The organism is Pseudonocardia sp. DSM 110487, from assembly GCF_019468565.1.
GTDB lineage: Bacteria > Actinomycetota > Actinomycetes > Mycobacteriales > Pseudonocardiaceae > Pseudonocardia.
On the sequence record NZ_CP080521.1, the window covers coordinates 6250590 to 6268854 of the forward strand.

General features: G+C 74.1%; 18 protein-coding genes. 8 read left to right on the forward strand and 10 right to left on the reverse strand.

Annotated features, from left to right (window positions below; genetic code table 11):
- Positions 1–10: 10 nt before the first annotated feature.
- Genes K1T35_RS29130 through K1T35_RS29150 form a run of 5 tightly spaced genes read right to left on the reverse strand, consistent with a single transcriptional unit; the run spans position 11 to position 7098 of the window.
- Complete coding sequence (locus tag K1T35_RS29130; protein ID WP_220254994.1) at positions 11–1171, reverse strand: VWA domain-containing protein; 1161 nt, start codon at positions 1169–1171, stop codon at positions 11–13.
- The gene (locus K1T35_RS29135) at positions 1168–3339 is read right to left on the reverse strand and encodes a DUF5682 family protein (protein WP_220254995.1); all 2172 of its coding nucleotides are present in this window, start codon (positions 3337–3339) and stop codon (positions 1168–1170) included. The genes K1T35_RS29130 and K1T35_RS29135 overlap by 4 nt, the downstream gene beginning before the upstream one ends.
- A complete protein-coding gene (locus K1T35_RS29140; protein WP_220254996.1) occupies positions 3336–4421 on the reverse strand; it encodes an AAA family ATPase in 1086 nt (361 codons plus the stop codon). Before K1T35_RS29140 ends, K1T35_RS29135 begins: the two co-directional genes overlap by 4 nt.
- Positions 4418–5818, reverse strand: a complete 1401-nt coding sequence (locus tag K1T35_RS29145; protein ID WP_220254997.1) for a DUF5691 domain-containing protein — start codon at positions 5816–5818, stop codon at positions 4418–4420. Before K1T35_RS29145 ends, K1T35_RS29140 begins: the two co-directional genes overlap by 4 nt.
- Positions 5815–7098 (reverse strand): SWIM zinc finger family protein, encoded by a 1284-nt coding sequence (locus K1T35_RS29150; protein WP_255620864.1) that lies wholly within the window; start codon positions 7096–7098, stop codon positions 5815–5817. The genes K1T35_RS29145 and K1T35_RS29150 overlap by 4 nt, the downstream gene beginning before the upstream one ends.
- An 86-nt stretch (positions 7099–7184) precedes the next feature.
- Here K1T35_RS29150 and K1T35_RS29155 point away from each other — a divergent pair, with 86 nt between their 5' ends.
- Genes K1T35_RS29155 through K1T35_RS29170 form a run of 4 tightly spaced genes read left to right on the forward strand, consistent with a single transcriptional unit; the run spans position 7185 to position 10560 of the window.
- Positions 7185–7982, forward strand: a complete 798-nt coding sequence (locus K1T35_RS29155) for an ROK family protein (protein ID WP_220254998.1) — start codon at positions 7185–7187, stop codon at positions 7980–7982.
- A 27-nt stretch (positions 7983–8009) separates the two neighbouring features.
- Positions 8010–9659 (forward strand): glucose-6-phosphate isomerase, encoded by a 1650-nt coding sequence (pgi, locus tag K1T35_RS29160; RefSeq protein WP_220254999.1) that lies wholly within the window; start codon positions 8010–8012, stop codon positions 9657–9659.
- 50 nt (positions 9660–9709) lie between these two features.
- A complete protein-coding gene (locus tag K1T35_RS29165) occupies positions 9710–10375 on the forward strand; it encodes a phosphatase PAP2 family protein (protein ID WP_220255000.1) in 666 nt (221 codons plus the stop codon).
- 38 nt (positions 10376–10413) lie between these two features.
- A complete protein-coding gene (locus K1T35_RS29170) occupies positions 10414–10560 on the forward strand; it encodes a hypothetical protein (RefSeq protein ID WP_220255001.1) in 147 nt (48 codons plus the stop codon).
- A gap of 25 nt (positions 10561–10585) precedes the next feature.
- Here the strand turns inward: K1T35_RS29170 and K1T35_RS29175 are convergent, their stop codons facing one another.
- Positions 10586–11140 (reverse strand): D-alanyl-D-alanine carboxypeptidase family protein, encoded by a 555-nt coding sequence (locus K1T35_RS29175; RefSeq protein WP_220262927.1) that lies wholly within the window; start codon positions 11138–11140, stop codon positions 10586–10588.
- Positions 11141–11219: 79 nt separating this feature from the next.
- Complete coding sequence (bla, locus tag K1T35_RS29180; RefSeq protein ID WP_220262928.1) at positions 11220–12116, reverse strand: class A beta-lactamase; 897 nt, start codon at positions 12114–12116, stop codon at positions 11220–11222.
- 98 nt (positions 12117–12214) lie between these two features.
- Here bla and K1T35_RS29185 point away from each other — a divergent pair, with 98 nt between their 5' ends.
- Both K1T35_RS29185 and K1T35_RS29190 read left to right on the forward strand, forming a co-directional pair.
- Positions 12215–13054, forward strand: a complete 840-nt coding sequence (locus tag K1T35_RS29185) for a LysR family transcriptional regulator (RefSeq protein WP_220255002.1) — start codon at positions 12215–12217, stop codon at positions 13052–13054.
- The gene (locus K1T35_RS29190; RefSeq protein WP_220255003.1) at positions 13051–13944 is read left to right on the forward strand and encodes a serine hydrolase; all 894 of its coding nucleotides are present in this window, start codon (positions 13051–13053) and stop codon (positions 13942–13944) included. Before K1T35_RS29185 ends, K1T35_RS29190 begins: the two co-directional genes overlap by 4 nt.
- A 10-nt stretch (positions 13945–13954) precedes the next feature.
- Here the strand turns inward: K1T35_RS29190 and K1T35_RS29195 are convergent, their stop codons facing one another.
- Positions 13955–14569, reverse strand: a complete 615-nt coding sequence (locus K1T35_RS29195; protein WP_220255004.1) for a LysE family translocator — start codon at positions 14567–14569, stop codon at positions 13955–13957.
- 75 nt (positions 14570–14644) lie between these two features.
- Between K1T35_RS29195 and K1T35_RS29200 the strand changes: the two genes are divergently transcribed.
- Entirely contained in the window at positions 14645–15523 is an 879-nt protein-coding gene (locus K1T35_RS29200) for a LysR family transcriptional regulator (protein ID WP_220255005.1), read from the forward strand.
- Here the strand turns inward: K1T35_RS29200 and K1T35_RS29205 are convergent.
- Both K1T35_RS29205 and K1T35_RS29210 read right to left on the reverse strand, forming a co-directional pair.
- The gene (locus tag K1T35_RS29205) at positions 15510–16364 is read right to left on the reverse strand and encodes a virginiamycin B lyase (protein WP_255620866.1); all 855 of its coding nucleotides are present in this window, start codon (positions 16362–16364) and stop codon (positions 15510–15512) included. The genes K1T35_RS29200 and K1T35_RS29205 overlap by 14 nt on opposite strands.
- Positions 16365–16474: 110 nt before the next feature.
- Positions 16475–17401, reverse strand: a complete 927-nt coding sequence (locus tag K1T35_RS29210) for a LysR family transcriptional regulator (RefSeq protein WP_220255006.1) — start codon at positions 17399–17401, stop codon at positions 16475–16477.
- A 207-nt stretch (positions 17402–17608) separates the two neighbouring features.
- On the opposite strand from K1T35_RS29210, the gene K1T35_RS29215 reads away from it, so the two are divergent.
- Positions 17609–18232, forward strand: a complete 624-nt coding sequence (locus K1T35_RS29215; RefSeq protein WP_220255007.1) for an NADPH-dependent F420 reductase — start codon at positions 17609–17611, stop codon at positions 18230–18232.
- The last annotated feature ends 33 nt before the right edge of the window (positions 18233–18265 follow it).

Here is an 18265-nt window from a genome sequence, read left to right on the forward strand (position 1 = left end):
CTGCGGCCCCTTACGCGAGCGCGGCGGCGGTCCACCGCGTCAGGTCCTCGCCGCGGATCGCCGCCGCCATCAGGTCGGGGAAGAGCTCCGGGGTGCAGGCGAACGCGGGCACGCCCAGTGCGGCGAGCGCGGCGGCGTTGTCGTGGTCGTACGCGGGCGCGCCGCTGTCGGACAGGGCGAGCAGCGTCACCACCTGCACCCCGGACGCGACCAGCGCCCCGACCCGGCGCAGCAGGTCGGCCCGGGCGCCGCCCTCGTACAGGTCGCTGATCAGCACCAGCAGCGTCTCGGTGGGCCGGGTGACGAGGGACTGGCAGTAGGCGATCGCCCGGTTGATGTCGGTGCCGCCGCCGAGCTGGGTGCCGAAGAGCAGCTCGACGGGGTCGCCCAGCTCGTCGGTGAGGTCGGCGACGGCCGTGTCGAACGCGACGAACCGGGTGCGCAGCGCCGGCATCGACGCCAGCACCGCCCCGAACAGGCCCGCGTAGACCACCGACTCGGCCATCGAGCCCGACTGGTCGACGGCGAGGATCACGTCGCGCTGGACGCTCCGGCGGCGCCGTCCGTGCCCGATCAGCCGCTCCGGCACGATCGTGCCCAGTTCCGGGGAGAAGTGCTGCAGGTTGGCCCGGATCGTCCGGGCCATGTCGATGTCGCCCGGGCGCGGGCGGCGGGTGCGCGCGGAGCGGTCCAGCGCGCCGGTGACGGCGGCGCGGGTTCGATCGGCGATGCGCCGCTGCAGCTCGGTCATCACGGTGCGCACGACCTCCCGCGCGGTCTCCTTCGTCCGCTCCGGCAGCACGCCTTTCAGCGACAGGAGCGTGCCGACGAGGCGCACGTCCGGTGTGACGGCGGCGAGCAGCTCCGGCTCGAGCAGCATCCGGGTCAGGCCCAGCCGCTCCACGGCGTCGCGCTGCATCACCTGCACCACCGAGGTCGGGAAGTACTGCCGGATGTCGCCCAGCCAGCGCGCCACCTGGGGCGCGGAGCCGCCGAGGCCGCCGGTGCGCGGCCCGTTGCCCTCGCCTCCCCCGCCGTCGTAGAGGGCGGCGAGGGCGGCGTCGACGCGGCGGTCGTCGGGGTTCAGGCCGACGCCGGTGCCGTCCGCCGTGTCGTCCGGGCCGCCGCCCAGCACCAGCCGCCAGCGGCGCAGCCGCTCGTCATCGGTCATGCGCTCACCCCCAGCAGCCGCGCGAACACCGGGATCACCAGCTCGGCCCGCTTCTCGTCGATCCCGTCGGCGACGCGGGCCGTCGGCACCGCGCCGGTGAGCGCGGCGGCCCGCTCCCCGATCGCCCGCTTCTCGGGGTCGCCGAACGCGCCGAAGGTGCGCCGCAGGAGCGGCAGCACCTCGTCGAACTGCTCGGCCGCCACCTCGGCGAGCCAGCGGTCGACCAACCGCAGCAGCCGCTCGTCGTGCACGAGCAGCAGCGCCCCGCCCGCGAAGAACCCCTCGACGTACGCGCCCGCGTGCGCCGAGGGGGTACCGGGGGTGAGCGCGCGGGCGAGCCGCCGCTCGACCTCGTCGGCCCCCATTCGGTCGGTGTCGGCCAGCAGCCGCGCCAGCCTGCCGGCGAGCAGCGGTGGCAGCGCGGGGCGCTCCGCGAGCCGTTCGAGGGCCGCGAGCCAGCGGTCGGTGGCCGCGTCGCCGAGGAGGCCCGTGACGCCGTGCACGCCGTCGACCAGACCGGACAGGCGGGCCGCCTCGTCGTCGTCGATGCCGTGCGCCGCGGGCGGCAGGGCCGCGCAGATCCGGGCGAGCACCCGCTCTGCGACGGTGCGCAGCGCGCCGGTGTCGGTGCCGCGCACGTCGCCGTAGCGGGTGGCGCGGGCGAGCGCCGGGAAGGCGGACATGAGGTGCGCGACGTCCGCGTCGCCGGCGGCCCGCGCGTCCAGAGCCGCGAGCGCGTCCGGAAGGGCATCCGGCAGGTCGGCGAGCAGGCAGCGCTCGACCGCGGCGGTGACGTCGGCGAGCGCGGGTGCGTCGGCGACGGCGGCCCGGACGCGGGCGGCCGCCGCCCCTGCCACTGTGGTGCCGTGCACGCCTGCCGCCACGAGGTCGACCTCGAACTCCGGCTGCCACGCGAGCTCCCACGTCTCGCGGAAGGTGCCCGTGCTGCGCCGGACGCTCGTGGCGGGCCGTCCCCACGGGATCCCGAGCACGCGCAGCCGGTGCAGCAGCCGGGAACGCTCCAGCCCACCCGGGTTGCGCAGGTCGAGATCGAGCTCGCGGGGCAGCACGTCGCGCTTGAGGCGCAGCCGGCGGGCGGTGGCGGCGAGGTCGGCGGCCAGCGGCGTCAGCGGGGCGTCGTCGGGGACCGCGCCCATCCGCTCGCCCACGACGAGGCGGCGGGTGACGAGGTCGAGCTGCACCACGTCACCCCCGCACAGGACCGAGAGGGTCGCCTCGGTGACCTCGGCCAGCCCGGCGGACACCCGGTCGCGCAGCGCGGCCAGGGTGTCGGCGAGACGCACGGCCTCGATCACGTGCGCGGTGGAGACGGGAAGGTCCTCGGCACGCAGCACGCCGGCCACCGCCGTGAGCCAGCGCGCGGTGACGTCCTCCTCGGTGGCGAAGAGGTGGTGGTACCAGCCGGGTGACGACACGCCTGCGCCGTAGCCGCTCGACGCGGCCAGCCGCCCGTGCGTCCACGGCACCCATGCACAGGCCGTCTTGCGCTTCGGCAACCCGCGCAGCAGGGCCTGGTCGCGGGACGCGGGCGGGAGCGGGTCGGTCAACGCCGGCACGTGCCACGCGCCGCAGACCACGGCGATCCGCTCGAAGCCGTCCTTGCGGGTGCGGCGCAGCACGGTGCGCATGTAGGCCTCGCGACGCGCGTCGTGCTCTTCGATCGGCTCGTCCGCTCGCAGGGCGGCCATGGCCTCGGCGATCACGTCGAACGCGGGCTCGCCGCCGCGCCGGTGCTCGATCATGTCGTCCCACCAGCGCTCGGGGTCGTCGTAGCCCGCGACGGCTGCGAGGCGGGCCAGAGGGTCGCCGGAGCCACCGGGGCGGCCGCCGAGGGCGAACTGGTGGGCGGCGGGCAGGTCGCAGAACCGCACCGGCACACCGGCCGCCACCGCGTACCGGATGGCCTGCCACTCAGGGCTGAACACGGCGAAGGGCCAGAACGCGGCCCGGGAGACGTCGTCGACGGCGTAGGCGAGCAGCGCGACCGGCGGCGCGAGGCCGGGGTCGGCGGCCATGCGGACGACGCCGTCGGCCTCGGGCGGCCCCTCGATCAGCACGACGTCCGGTTGGAACTCCACCAGCTCGGCGGCCAGCGCCCGTGCCGAGCCGGGCCCGTGGTGGCGGATCCCGAACAGGCGGGTCGTCACCCCGCGACCTCCAGGCCTGCCCGGTAGAAGTCGGCCCACCCGTCCCGCTCGCGCACCACCGTCTCCAGGTACTCCACCCACACAGCGCGATCGGCCACCGGGTCCTTGACGACGGCGCCGAGGATGCCGGCGGCCACGTCGGGCGCCCGCAGCACGCCGTCGCCGAAGTGCGCGGCGAGCGCGAGGCCGCCGGTGAGCACGCTGATCGCCTCGGCCGTGGACAACGTGCCCGACGGCGACTTCACCGCCGTGCGCCCGTCCTCGGTGCGCCCGGACCGCAGCTCCCGGAACACGGTGACCACCCGTCGGATCTCGGCGAGCGCCGCGACGCCGGACGGCAGCTCGAGGGAGGCACCCAGCTGCGCAACCCGGCGGGCGACGATCTCCACCTCGGCGTCGGCCGTGTCCGGGAGCGGCAGCACCACCGTGTTGAACCGGCGGCGCAGGGCACTGGAGAGCTCGTTGACGCCCCGGTCGCGGTTGTTGGCGGTGGCGATGAGGTTGAAGCCCGGCCGGGCCTGCACCTCCGTGCCGAGTTCGGGCACCGGCATCGTCTTCTCGGACAGGATCGTGATCAGCGCGTCCTGCACGTCCGCGGCGATGCGGGTGAGCTCCTCAAGCCGGGCGATCTTGCCGTCACGCATGGCGCGCAGCACCGGACTCTCCACCAGCGCGGCAGGGCTGGGACCCTCCGCGATCAGGCGGGCGTAGTTCCAGCCGTAGCGGATGGCCTCCTCCGCTGTGCCCGCGGTGCCCTGCACGAGCAGCGTGGAGTCGCCGCTGATCGCGGCCGCCAGGTGCTCGGAGACCCAGGTCTTCGCCGTGCCCGGCACGCCGAGCAGCAGCAGCGCGCGGTCGGTGGCGAGCGTGGCCACGGCGACCTCGACCAACCGCCGCGGCCCGACGTACTTCGGCGTGATCTCGGTGCCGTCGGGCAGGGCGCCGCCCAGCAGGTACGTGACCACCGCCCACGGCGAGAGCCGCCACGACGGCGGGCGCGGCCGCTCGTCGGCGGCGGCGAGTGCCGCGAGCTCGTCGGCGTGGTCCTGCTCGGCGTGCGGCCGGAGCACGGCTGCAGTCATGAGAGCTCCTCGTGCATCTCGCGGCGGAAGGTGAGGGTGGCGGCCAGCTCGCGCCACCATGGGGCGGCGCCGACCGGCAAGGCCGCCATGGCGATCGGGTGGCGCAGACAGCTGAGCGGGACGGTGCGCCCGGCGGCGCGGGCGGCGCCGCCGAGGCCCCGGTTGCCGGGATGGGCCGTGAGCCAGTCGAGCACCGCGGTGCCCAGCTCCGCGGTCCACGGGGCGGGCAGCAGCGCCACCGCGGAGGCCATGGTCTGCGGGGAGAGCTTCGCGGCGAGCACGGCGACCGCAGGCCCGTGCAGCCGGGCGGGCAGCAGGCGCACCATCTGGATGACGGTGCCGTCGATGGCCGCCGGGTCGGCGGCGGTGAGCAGGGCGGCGCCCCAGAGGGCGTCGCGCTGCCTGCCGGCGGCGAGGACCCAGCCGGCCCGTAGGGTTCCCGGGTCCGAGCCGATGACGGGGCGGGCGATCGCCTGCTCGGGTGTGCCGTACCGCGCCCAGTGGTCGAGCGGGGTGGCGCCGATGATCCGCCGCAGCAGCTCGGCGGGGTGCCGGACGCCGCCGGTGTCGCGAAGGAGATCGGCATCGACCGGATCGGGCAGGGTGACCGCCCACCGTTCGCCGTCGTGCCGCACGAACCGGGCAGCGCGCTCGCGCATCCGCCCCGCGAGGCGCGAACCGGGCAGCCGGGCCAGCAGTTCCGCGGCCGTCTCCCGGACCTGGCCCGCGCGGTCGTCCAGAGCCGCCTCCAGGAACGGCTCGTCCGCGGGATCGAGGTGCTCGCCGAGGACGGCGAGGAAGTCGGCGCGGTCGCCTGCCGGTTCACGCGGCCAGGCCGACGCCAGTGCGGCGCGGGCGGCGACCGGATCGGCCGTGAGCGTGCGGCGAAGCCACTCCCGCCGCTGCAGCGGGCCGCCGTACTCCCATGCTTGCTCCTCCCGCGCCGCGACGAGGAACGACCACTCCGGGTTGCGCTCCCCCAGCCAGCTCCCGGCCGGGCCGGCGACGGCCGCGAGCGGCGCGCGCAGCGCAGGCCTGGTGCGCGCGGCCTCGGCCAGCGCGGGCAGGCGCTCCGGCGGCACCCGCATGTCCTTCGCGTGCACGGCCTGCAGCCACTCGCCGAGGAGCTCTGCCGGCACCCGCGGCAACCGCCGCAGCGCCGCGGGCGGGACGAGGGGACGCCCGTCGCGCTCGGCCACCGGCATCCGCGAGTCGGGCCGAGCCGGCGCGCGCCCGGCCCGCCGGTAGTTCGCGAGCACCGCCGCCGCCGTCAGCAGGGCCTCCTCGGGCGCTTCCGCCACCAGCGGCCGCAGGGCCGCGGGCAGACCGGCAGGGTCGGGCCGCCGCCGCTGGGTGCCGAGCAATGCGGCGCTGACGAGGTCCTCCCACGCGGTCACAGCCGCACCACCCGGTCGCCGTCCCAGCAGGTCAACGGGCGCAGCCCGGCGGCGTTCCACTCGCCCGCGACGGTGACGGGGGCGCCCGCCGACACGGCGAGCAGCGGCCACGGGTCCACGCGCTCGGCCAGCGGGAGCGCGGCACCTTCCGGGTCGACGAGCGCCCAGCCCTCGCCGTCGGCGACGGGGGCGACGTCGGCGAGGACGACCGGCCAGCGCTCCAGCCACGGGTCGACTGCCAGCGCCTCGGGGAAGGAGTGCAGCGCCGCCAACACCGAGTCGCCCGCGGGACGGCCGGAGCGGACCGGCTCGCTCACGTCGGCGACAAGGGCCCGCAGCGGCGCGGCGCCCGGGTAGAACGCCAGCTCGCCGCGAACCGTGTGCCCCGCGGGGAACGTGCGGGGCAGCGGCTGGCCGGGCGGGGCGAACGCGAGCACGAGCGCGGGGCGGCGGGTCGCCTGCCCGCGCAGCCAGGTGCGCCGCGTGGTGAGGCGCTCGGTGACCTCGTCCGTGACGGCGGCGACCAGCCACTCGTCGGCCACCCGCTCGCCGGACGCGAGGACGTCTGCGGTGTCGGTGGGGAAACCCAGCCGCGACCGGACGGTGGCGGCGAGGTCGGCGGGCAGCGTCGGGAGCCGGGTGCTGGCCTCCGCGAGCACGTGCAGCAGTGCGAGCTCGGTGAGCAGCCGGCCCGGCCAGTCGCGCCCCCTGCCGATCAGGCCAGCGGCGCGCCGCAGCCCACCGGCCAGGCCGGGCGCCTGCGCGTCGACCATGCGGGCGGCGACGCCGTACAACTCCTCGACGTCCACGCCTGCGAGGCCGCCACGAACCCGGTCGACCAGCCATTCCCGCAGCTCCGCCGCGCCCGCGGCGACGCGCTCGGCGCGCTGCTCGGCACGCCGCGCTGCCGCTTCCGGGTCGCGCGGCGCCTCCGGCCGCTCGGCCCCTCGACGGCCCCGCAGCGCCCGCTCGGCCAGCCACCCACGGACCCACTCCGGCTCCTCGCCGGCCGGCACCGCGCCCTCCGTCCAGAGGAGCAGCAGGCCGAGCGCGTGCTTGCAGGGGAACTTGCGGCTCGGGCACGAACACCGGAACGCGGGCTCGGCCAGCTGGACACAGGTGAGGTACGGGTTCTTGCCGCTGCCCCCGCACGCGCCCCACACGGCGGCGTCGGAGGCGCCGAGGCCGGTCCATCTGGTGGCCGCCGCCTGCGTGCGTCCGGCCGCGATGGACGGCGGATCGGGTGCGACGGCGAGCACCTGGTCCACGCTCCACCGCACCCGCGCCACAATAGGACGCACCGGTGACAGTCCCGAGGACCCGTGGGGGGTGCGCGGCGACCGCGGGCCGATTACCGTCCCCCGGCGTGGAGCACGAGGAAGACGCACACATGGACGGGCCGCGCACGCTGGCGATCGACATCGGCGGGTCCGGGCTCAAGGCGATCGTGCTGACGCCCGACGGCGAGATGGCCAACGAGCGCGTCCGCCGGGAGACGCCCTACCCGTGCACCCCTCCCGTCCTGCTCGACGAGCTGAGCGCGCTGGTGGCGACCCAGCCGGAGCACGACCGCATCTCCGTCGGGTTCCCCGGCGCCATCCGCAACGGCCGGGTTCGCGAGGTGCCCGCGTTCTCCCGGCGCGGGCCGGGGCTGCCGCCCGACCCCGAGCTGGTCGCGATGTGGACCGGCTTCGAGTTGGAGTCCGCGCTCGCGGAGCGGTTCGCCAAGCCGACCCGCGTGGCCAACGACGCCGACGTCCAGGGCTGCGCGGTGATCTCCGGCCGGGGCATGGAGCTGGTGATCACGCTCGGCACCGGCATCGGGTGCGCTGTCTTCTTCGACGGCATGCTGTTGCCGCACATGGAGCTCTCGCACGGCACGTTCGGCGGCACGTCCATCGAGGTCGCCTGCGGCGACAACGAGCGGCACAAGATCGGCAAGGAGGCCTGGCGGGCGCGGGTGCTCGAGGCGCTCGACGCGTTCGAGGCCATGGTGCTGCCCGACCACCTCTACATCGGCGGCGGCAACGCCAAGAAGCTCGACCCCGACACGATCGGCCCGAACCGGACGATCGTGCCCAACATCTCAGGGCTGCTGGGCGGCATCGCCCTCTGGGAACGGACGGGTGACAGCACGCGCGTCCCGACCGGTGCGACGACCTGAGGACGCGGCACTATTGCGTCCGTGCCCATGACCGACATCACCAGCACCCCCGAGTGGACGGCCCTCGCGGAGCACCACGCCGCCGTCGCCGACCGGCACCTGCGTGAGCTCTTCTCCGACGACCCCGAGCGCGCCACCGCCCTGACCGCAACAGGGGCCGACCTCGTCCTCGACTACTCCAAGCACCGCATCACCCGCGACACGCTGCCGCTGCTCACCGCGCTCGCCCGCGCCGCCGGGCTGCCCGAGCGCACCGAGGCGATGTTCGCGGGTGCCCACATCAACACCAGCGAGGACCGCGCGGTCCTGCACACCGCGCTCCGAGCCCCGCGGGCCACCGCGCTCGCCGTCGACGGCCAGGACGTGCCCACCGACGTGCACGCGGTGCTCGGCCGGATGGGCGAGTTCACCGACGCCGTGCGGTCCGGGGCGTGGACCGGGCACACCGGTGAGCGGATCCGCGCCGTCGTCAACATCGGGATCGGCGGCTCGGACCTCGGGCCCGTGATGGCCTACGAAGCGCTGCGCGCCTACGCCGACCGCTCGTTCACCATGCGGTTCGTCTCCAACATCGACCCCACCGACATCGCGGAGGCCACCCGCGACCTCGACCCGGCCACCACCCTGTTCGTCGTCTCGTCCAAGACGTTCACCACGCTCGAGACGCTCACCAACGCCAAGGTCGCAAGGCAGTGGCTCGTCGACGGGCTCGGCGGCGACGAGTCGGCCGTGGCCAAGCACTTCGTGGCCGTGTCGACGAACGCGAAGGAGGTCAGCGGGTTCGGCATCGACGAGGCCAACATGTTCGGCTTCTGGGACTGGGTCGGCGGCCGCTACTCCGTCGACTCCGCGATCGGGCTCTCGCTCATGGTCGCGATCGGCAAGGAGCAGTTCGCCGAGTTCCTCGCCGGCATGTACGCGATGGACTCGCACTTCCGCAAGGCGCCCCTGGAAGAGAACCTGCCGGCGATCCAGGGCCTGCTCAACGTCTGGTACGTCAACTTCTTTGGCACCGAGACCCACGCGGTGCTCCCCTACAGCCAGTACCTGCACCGGCTGCCGGCCTACCTGCAGCAGCTCACGATGGAGAGCAACGGCAAGTCCGTCCGCGGCGACGGCAGCCCGGTCACCACGGTCACCGGGGAGATCTTCTGGGGCGAGCCGGGCACCAACGGTCAGCACGCGTTCTACCAGCTGCTGCACCAGGGCAGGCGGCTGGTGCCGGCCGACTTCATCGGCTTCGCCCAGCCGAACCACGTGATCGACGTCGAGGGCGACGGCGACATGCACGACCTGTTCATGTCCAACCTGTTCGCCCAGACCCAGGCGCTCGCATTCGGCAAGACCGCCGAGGAGATCGCGGCCGAGGGCACGCCCGCAGGCGTGGTGCCGCACAAGGTGATGCCGGGCAACCGCCCGTCATCCACGATCCTCGCGCCGAAGCTGACCCCGGCCACGCTCGGCCAGCTCATCGCCTTCTACGAGCACGTCACATTCGTCGAGGGCACGATCTGGGGCATCGACTCGTTCGATCAGTGGGGTGTCGAGCTCGGCAAGGTGCTCGCCAAGCAGCTCGCTCCGGTGCTGGTCGCCGACAAGGCCGACACGGCGGGTCTCGACGCCTCCACCGCGGCGCTCGTGCGCCGCTACCGGGAGATGCGGGGGCGCCCCGCCTGATCTGATTCACGAGGACGATGGCTCGACCAACTGACGATCACCCCGCCGGGATGCGGGGACCGATTCCGCTCCCGGGCCCGCGCCCCGGGCTCGGCGTGGCCGTCGCCGTCCTCCTCGGGCTCGCGGCTATCGCCGGGCTCTGGGCCGCGTTCACCGGCGTCGGCCCGGCCATGCTCGACGCCGCTGTGCTCGACGAGTCGGTCGAGTCCCGCACCGACCTGCTCACCGCGGCGGCCGTCGCCGTCACCCACCTGGGCAGCACGGCCGCGATGGCGGTACTCGCCATCGCGGCCGGCATCCGGCTGTGGCTCACCGACCGGCGCGCCGACGCCGTCTTCGTCATCGGCGCGATGGCCGGCGCGCAGCTCACCTTCCGGGGTCTCAAGGAGCTGCTGGACCGCCCCCGCCCACCTGCGGACGGGCGCTTGGTCCACGCGGTCAGCGAGTCGCTGCCGTCCGGGCACGCCACCACGGCCGTCGTGGTGATCGGCACGCTCGTCGTGCTGGCCTGGCCGGGTCGCACCGCGGCCGTCCGCGCCGGGATGGTGGCCGCCGCCACCGCGTGGGTCGGCGCGGTCGGACTCACCCGCATCTACCTCGGCGTGCACTGGTTGAGCGACGTGCTCGCAGGGTGGCTGGTCGGGGGCGCATGGCTCGCGATCTGCGTCGCCGCCTGGAGCTGGTGGCGCGCGCGGGTAACCATGTCCGCCCCCTGAGCGAGAGCACTGTGAGGCCGCGGCGGTATCCCTGATCAGTGGCCCGTCTGGTGGTGGTCCTCATGGCCGGCTTCTGGCTCGACGTGGTGGGCGTGATCGTCGTGTGCGCCATTGTGATCCGGCTGGTCTCCAACGCCGAGAAGGAGCACCACGGGGGCCCGCCCAAGAAGGACGATCAGAAGTGACCCTGCCGCAGAACGCAGGACTCGTCTAGGAACCGGTGGCGCTCGGCAACAGCGCCGGGCACCCGGACGTTAGGTAGGCCGGGTCGTACTCGAAGTGCCACGGCTCGTTCTCGTAGCGACGGCACCACCCGAATGCGGAGCCGTTGCGCTCGACCCATGCCGCCGACGCGAGCGGCTGGACGTCCACCGCGATCCCGACGACGTGCATCGACTCGTCGGGTTGGAGCACGTACCGGCTGGCCAGCTCCGCGTCACCGAACCGCTCCACGGCCTCGGCGAACTGGCGCGCCTGCTGGTCGCGGCTGCGCTTGCCGTCGTTCAGGCACAGCTGCACGCCGTCCTCGCCCGCCGCGGCGCGTAGCCGCTGCCACGCGGCGAGCGTGTCCGGCGGCAGGCGTTCGGGCTGCTCGTCGACGTAGCGCGCGTCGAGGGGGCAGACGGGACCGGTCTCCGGTCCGGGCATCTCCTCGACGATGGCTTGGGGCCGTCCCACGACCCGCTCCCACACGAGCACCACCCGCCCCATCGCGCCCAGCGCCGTCAGGGCGGAGAGCGCGCCCAACAGCGACGCGAGCAGCATGCCGATCACCGCGCGCCTTGTCCTTGTTTCGCGGGCGGTGGGCACCGGTTCGAAACTACCCAATTCCGGACAGCCGCGATCACCCGAGCTCCTGCGCCACCACCGCCGCCGCTTGCGCGAGCAGGGCGTTGTCCCGGGTCGCGTCCTCGGTCGCCCGTGACGTCAGCACCGCGAGCGCGATCGGGGCCGCGCCGGGTGGCCACACGATCGCCACGTCGTTCGCGGTGCCGTAGCTCCCCGTCCCGGTCTTGTCACCCACCCGCCAACCGGCGGGCATTCCGGCGCGGATGCGCTCGTCGCCCGTCGTGTTCCCGACCAGCCACTCGGTGAACAGCGTGCGATCGGAGGGATCGAGGTGGTCGCCGAGCACGAGTGTCCGGAAGCTCCCCGCGATCGCCCGCGGGGTCGTGGTGTCGCGCTCGTCGCCGGGTACCGCGGTGTTCAGCTCCGGCTCGGTGCGGTCGAGCCTGGTGACACCGTCGCCGAGCGAGCGGGCGAACGCGGTGATGCCGGCCGGGCCCCCGACGTCGGCGAGTAGCAGGTTGCCGGCGGCGTTGTCGCTGTAGCGGACGGCGGCGTCGCACAGCTCGCGGATCGTCATCCCCTCCGCGACGTGCCGCACCGCGATCGGCGAGGGGTCGATGAGGTCGGCCTCGGTGTAGCGCACGCGCCTGTCGAGGTACTCGGGCGGGGTGCGGTGCAGCACCGCGGCCGCGGCCAGCGCCTTGAACACCGAGCACATCGCGAATCGCTCGTCGGCGCGGTAGGCGAGCTCCCGGCCGGTGCCGGTGTCCAGCGCGTAGACGCCGAGGCGGGCGTCGAAGCGCTGTTCCAGCTCGGGTAGCCGGTCCGTGCGAACGGGCTCTGGGGCCGGCGGCGCGGGCGGGGGCGGGGGCACGGTCGGCGACGCGCACCCGGCGAGCGGCAGGAGCAGTGCCGCACCCAGCACGGCGCGGCGACGAAGCTTTCTCTCGATCACGGGCGACAGGCAAGCAACGACCCATCGATAGCGCAAATATGACGACACGCCGACCGCGATATGGATCGGCTATCGCCGCTGCTACCGTCCCGCCCGTGGATCTCCTCCGGCACCTGGAGTTCTTCGTCGCGATCGCCGAGGAGGAGCACTTCGGGCACGCGGCGGCCCGGCTCGGGATCGCCCAGCCTCCGCTCTCGCAGGGGTTGCAGCGGCTGGAGCGGGCACTCGGCGTGGTGCTCGTCGACCGCAGCTCGCGGGGAGCACGGCTCAACGCCGCTGGCCGCGATCTCCTCCCCCGGGCCCGCGCCTTGCTGGAGGACGCGGAGGACCTGCGCCGCGCGGCGGGCGCGCACGGTGCCGCACCGGTGCGGATCGGCGCCGTACCGCAGCTCCCGATCCGGACGCTCGCCGTGCTCGTCACCGCGTGCAGTGACCCACCGGAGATCGTCACCGCGCCCTCGACCGAGCTCCTCGACGCGCTCTCGGCGGGCCGGCTCGACCTCGCCATCGTCATGCACCCCGCGCTGCTGGGTTCGCTGCAGAGCGGACCGGTCCACCGGATGGCCACCGCGCTGCTCGTCCCCGCAGGCCATCCGGCGGCGACGACACCGGGCCCGGTGGTCATGCGGTCGCTGCGCGGCCTCGCGCTCGCCACTCCCCCACGCTCCAACGGGCCGGCCGCGCACGACCTGCTGCTCGACACCCTGGAGCAGCGCGGTCTCGTCACCACCCCGGTGAACGCGCCGGACGACCGCGCCGCCCTCGCGCTCGTGGCTGCCGGCAGAGCGTTCGCGATCACCGCCGACCCGGATCTCGACGCGCCCGGCGTCGTCCGGCGCGAGGTCGCGGGCGAGCCCCTTCCGCTGCGCCTGCGCGTGGCGTGGCGAGGTCACCGGCCCGCCGTCCTCGACGCAGTGCTGGACGCGCTGCCATGACCCATCTGGAGCGGGAGATCAGGCGCACCTTCGCCGACGCGGGCGTCCACGGCAGGCTGCACGCCGCGCCGATCGGCGGGCCTGCCCGCGAGGTCGGGGTCGACCCGGACGAGCCGGTGGTCATGGCCTCGGTGTACAAGCTGCCGCTGCTCGTCGCGTTCTGCCGGCGCGTCGACGCCGGCGAGATCGACCCCCGCGAGCGGGTGACCGTCGACCCCGCCGAGCGGACGGCGGGCCCCACCGGCCTGTCCGTCATGCGCGACCCCGTGACGATGTCGTGGCGCGACCTCGCCTGCTCGATGATCTCGGTGTCGGACAACGCGGCGGCCGACGTGCTCCTCCGGCGCGTCGGCCTCGCGCACGTGAACGAGACGCTGAGCGACCTCGGGTTGGAGCGCACGCGCGTGCTCGGCGGCACGGCGGACGTGCTCGACAGCCTCGTGGCGGACACCGCCGCCAGCGACACCGCCGCCGCCTTCCGGGCGCTGACCAGCAACGACGCCGCACCGGCCGTCCGCGCCTACGACGCCGTACTCGCCAGCGCCACCACGCCGCGCGAGATGACCCGGCTGCTCGCCGCCGTCTGGTCCGACCGCGCGGCCTCGCCGCGGCAGTGCCGGCTGGCCCGCGAGCTCCTCGGCGCGCAGGCGTGGCAGCACCGGCTGCGCTCGGGCTTCCCGCCGGTCGGGGTGCGCGTCGCCGGCAAGACCGGCACCCTGGCCGCCGTGCGCAACGAGGTCGGCGTGGTGCAGTTCGACGGCGAGCGCCCGGTCGCGGTTGCGGTGTTCACCCGGGCCGCCCGCGCCGAGGAGCTCGTCCCGCGGGCCGACGCGGTGATCGGCCAGGCCGCCCGCCTGGCCGTCACGGACCTGCGCTCCGGTCGCCTGTGAACCTAGTGTACTAGTGACTCGCCGTGACCAGCCGGACGGCGACGGTGGCCAGCACCAGCCCGGTGAACTGCTGGATGCGCGCCTTCACCAGCGGGCGCCGCAGCCAGCGGCCGAGCCGGTCGACGACGGCGACGTACAGGCCGAACCAGGCCACGAAGAGAGCCGCGAAGATCCCGGACAGCAGCAGAGCCTCGGCCCGCGGCGAGCCGCCGTCGGTGGAGAGGAACTGCGGCAGGAACGTGATGAAGAACAGCGCCACCTTCGGGTTGAGCGCGTTCGACAGGAACCCCTGCCGCACGTAGGCCGACCATCGCTGCGGAACCGCGAGCGCCTCGTCTGCCTCCGCCGGGCGGCGGGCGGACCGCAGCATCTGGACGGCGAGCCAGAGCAGGTACCCCGCGCCGACGATCTTCAGCGCGGTGAACGCCGTGGCCGAGGCAACCAGCAGCGCCGAGAGCCCGAGCGCGGCGGCCCCGCCGTGCATCGTCACTCCCAGCGCGCCACCGAGCATGGTCAGCAACCCACCCGTGCGACCGCCGCGCAGCGAGTTTCCGGTGATCAGCGCCTGGTCCGGGCCCGGCATCATGATCAGCACCAGCGCCGCGATCGCGAACGTCGTCGTCATGGAAGAAAGCATCGCGCCGCACGACCGATTAATCTAATGTCGATTCTTTCCACAACTCATTGATATTCTCTATGAATGGTCACCCTCGTCCAGCTCCGCGTCATCGACGCCGTCCGGCGGCACGGATCGGTCACCGCGGCCGCCGAGGAGCTGCACTACACCCAACCGTCGATCAGCCACCACGTGTCCCGGCTGGAAGCCCAGACGGGTGCCACGCTGCTCCAACGGGTGGGACGCGGGATCCGGCTCACCGAGGCAGGCCTCCTGCTGGCGGACCGCGCGGCCGAGATCATCGGCAGGGTCGACTCGGCCGCGGCGGAACTGTCCACGCTCACCGGCCTGCACGCGGGGCGCGTGCGGCTGGCCGGCTTCGGCTCCGTGATGAGCTCGCTGGTGCCGCGGGCAGTCTCCCTGCTCGCCCGGCGGCACCCCGGCCTCGAGCTCGGCCTGGCCGACATGCACCCCGAGGACGGGCTGAGGCAGCTGCGCGCGGGTCACGTCGACGTCGCCGTGATCTTCCGGTACGACGACATGGCCCCCGAGGACGCGGGCGTCCGCCTGACCCACCTGCTCGACGACTCGCACTTCCTGCTCACGACCGGCGGCGGGACCAGCCTCGCCGACCACAGCGACGGTCCCTGGATCGCAGGCTGCGAGCGATGCCGCAACCACCTCGTGGAGATCTGCGAACAGGCCGGGTTCTCCCCGCGCCTCGCCCACACCACCGACGACATGGTGGTCATCCAGAGCCTGGTCGCCGCCGGCGTGGGGGTCACCACGATCCCGGGGCTCGCCCTGCGCGCGCACCGCAATCCGGCGATCACCGCCACCCGGCTCGGCGTCCCGCCCCGCCGGATCCACGCGGCCACCTACGGCGCCCCGCCCGACCCTCCGGCGACCGCGGCGCTCGTCGCCGCCCTCGTCGAGGCGGCGGCCGCGCTCAGCGCAGGGTGACCAGGTGCCCGCTCTCGAGCGCGACGAGCACCGCGCCGTCGGGTGCCACGGCCAGTCCGTGCGGCTCTTCCCCCTCGCCGAGGTCGTGCAGCGCGGTGACGGTGCCCCGTTCGTCGAGATGGGCGAGGGCACTCGCCGCCCACAGCGTGACCCAGCACCCACCGGCGCCGTCCGGCGCGACGGCGTGCGGGCGCGCCGCGCGGTCGGGCAGGTCGAACTCCCGCGGGGCCTCCCCCGGGACGAGGCGGCCGACGCGCCCGGCGCCGATCTCGGCGAACCACAGCGCGTCGTTGTCGGCGGCGATCCCGACGGGCCCACACCCGGGGTCCGGAAGCGGGTGGAGGGTGATCTCGCCGGCGGTGTCGACCCGCCCGAGGGCGGCTCCCCGGTTGAGGGTGAACCACATCGCGCCGTCCGGCCCGGCCGTGATCATCGCGGGCATGCCGCTGTCACCCGGCACCGGCATCAGCGCGACCTCCCCGTCCGGGGAGAGCCTGCCGACGGCGTCCGCCCCGATCGCGGTGAACCACACGCCTCCGTCGGGCCCGAGCGCGATCCCGTACGGCCCGCCTCCCACGGGAAAGCTGCGGTGGGTGCCGTCGATGCGATCGATGCGGTCGTCGCCGCCACGGGTGACCCACGCGGCCCCGTCCGGCCCGAGCGCGAGCAGCGACGGCCGGGAGTCCGGATTGCCGAGGTCGTGCAGCTCGGGCGGCCCGGCGGGCGGCAGGCGGGCGACCTGACCGGAGTGGACGAGTGTGATCCACGCGACGCCCGCCGCGTCGACGGCGACGGCGTACGGGCCCGCGCCGGGTTCACCGACCGCGATTCGGGTGAGCACCAGACCTCCTAGACGCGACTCATGTCGCAATAGGAGGATAGCGCCGTGCCCACCACGCGACGCCCCGCCGCAGCGGGCAATGCACCCTCTGTCTGTTGGCGCTCCTGTTGTCAGTCGAACTGCTCAACCGTGCTATGAATCGGCACCGCTTTCCCGAGCTGCCACATTTCGTAGTTCCCACATTCTGCCGTGATCTCGGCCGTCGCCTGAGCCGCGGTGAAGAAGTCGTCGACCACCGGCGAGGTGCGCGATGCCGCCACCGCGAGGCACACCTGGTCGGGCGCCAGATCCGGGATGGGCACAAAGCTGATGTCCGGATGTGAGTAGAACACGGTCGCCGAACGGGCCAGGAACGAGATGCCCCGGCCGGCGGCGACGTGCTCGAGCGTCTCGTCCACTCCGCGCACCAGGTATCCGGCGTTGGGGTGCGGGCGCCTGGTGGGCTGCGTGCTCGTGTCGCCATGCCAGACCAGCGGCTCGCCGGCCAGGTCGGCCTCGGTGATCTGCTCCTTGCCGGCCAATCGGTGGCCTGCGGGCAGCACCGCCACCCGCGGCTCGGTGTACAGCGGAGTCAGGCGCAGGCCGGCCTCGTCGATGGGCAGCCGCACATAGCCGACGTCGATGCGGCCGTCCAGCAGCATCGGGGCCTGGTCGTCCGATTCGATCCGCTGCACGTCCACGACCACGTCCGGGTGCCGGGCCTCGAACGCCCGCGCCGCCGGGATGACCGGGATGCCGGCCCGAAAGCCGACCACCAGCCGCCGGCTGCCGCGAGCGGCCGCGGACACCCGGCGCCGGACCGCGTGCGCGGAGGCGAGCAGCGGACCGGCGTCGTCCAGCAGTTGTCGGCCCGCCTCGGTCAGCGCTACGCCGTGGCGATCCCTGGTGAACAGGGAGGCGCCGAGATCCTGCTCCAGCGCGCGAATCTGGCGACTGAGCGCCGGCTGCGCAATATGCAGCTCATCGGCGGCGCGGCCGAAGTGCAACCGGTCGGCCACGGCGACGAAGTAGCGCAGTTTGCGCAGGTCCAGATCCATGGCGCCTCCCGGCCTGGTGATGCCTCGAGGGTATCACCACGGCTGAAAGAAGTCTTGGACACCCACTCAGGCCGATGGCAGCCTCAGAAATTGAGCGCCGTCCAGGCGCGTCATTCGACGGCGTCGACGCCACCACCGTTGGCAACGACGGGGTGGGAATGACGTCCTATCCACCGCGTCCTATCCACTCCAGAAAGCAGGCACTCCATGAGCAGCATCAGCATCATCGGCCTGGGGGGCATGACCCGCGCCATAGGCGCCCGCGCGGTCGAGGGCGGCAACGCCGTCGAGGTCATCGGCCGCGACGCGGCCAAGGCCAAGGACCTGGCCGCCGCGCTCGGCGGCGGCGCCACGGCCGGGACATTCGGCACCGTCCCGGCCGGCGACCTCGTCATCCTCGCCGTGCCGTACGCCAGCGCCGTGCCGGTCGTCGCCCAGTACGGGGACGCGCTGGCCGGCAAGGTCGTCATCGACATCTCCAACACCTCCAACGCCGACGCCACCGGGCTGGTTACCCCTGACGGCACTTCCGGTGCGCAGGAGATCGCCAAGGCTGTACCGGCGAGCGCGTACGTCGTGAAGGCGTTCAACACCGTCTTCGGCCACATCCTGGCCCAGGGCGGCCCGCTGGACGTGCTCTTCGCGGGCGACGACGCGCGGGCCAAGGCGAGCGTGTCGGCGTTCATCAAGAGCCTCGGGCTGCGCCCGCTGGATGCCGGCGGCCTGGAGGTGGCGCGCTGGATGGAAGGGGCCGGCCTGCTGATGATCAGCCTAGCCCGCCATGGCGTAGGGAACTTCAACTTCTCCCTCGGCGTCAACCTTCCCGGCTGAGCGCCCCGCACCGCCACTTCTCGCGCCACATCA

What these genes read in the sequence shown, in the direction of transcription:
- K1T35_RS29195 (WP_220255004.1), bottom strand. Translation starts at nt 14,569, where the DNA reads ATGACGACGACGTTCGCGATCGCGGCGCTGGTGCTGATCATGATGCCG.
- K1T35_RS29190 (WP_220255003.1), top strand. Translation starts at nt 13,051, where the DNA reads ATGACCCATCTGGAGCGGGAGATCAGGCGCACCTTCGCCGACGCGGGC.
- K1T35_RS29200 (WP_220255005.1), top strand. Translation starts at nt 14,645, where the DNA reads ATGGTCACCCTCGTCCAGCTCCGCGTCATCGACGCCGTCCGGCGGCAC.
- K1T35_RS29215 (WP_220255007.1), top strand. Translation starts at nt 17,609, where the DNA reads ATGAGCAGCATCAGCATCATCGGCCTGGGGGGCATGACCCGCGCCATA.
- K1T35_RS29140 (WP_220254996.1), bottom strand. Translation starts at nt 4,421, where the DNA reads ATGACTGCAGCCGTGCTCCGGCCGCACGCCGAGCAGGACCACGCCGAC.
- K1T35_RS29165 (WP_220255000.1), top strand. Translation starts at nt 9,710, where the DNA reads ATGCGGGGACCGATTCCGCTCCCGGGCCCGCGCCCCGGGCTCGGCGTG.
- K1T35_RS29210 (WP_220255006.1), bottom strand. Translation starts at nt 17,401, where the DNA reads ATGGATCTGGACCTGCGCAAACTGCGCTACTTCGTCGCCGTGGCCGAC.
- K1T35_RS29175 (WP_220262927.1), bottom strand. Translation starts at nt 11,140, where the DNA reads ATGCTGCTCGCGTCGCTGTTGGGCGCGCTCTCCGCCCTGACGGCGCTG.
- pgi (WP_220254999.1), top strand. Translation starts at nt 8,010, where the DNA reads ATGACCGACATCACCAGCACCCCCGAGTGGACGGCCCTCGCGGAGCAC.
- K1T35_RS29130 (WP_220254994.1), bottom strand. Translation starts at nt 1,171, where the DNA reads ATGACCGATGACGAGCGGCTGCGCCGCTGGCGGCTGGTGCTGGGCGGC.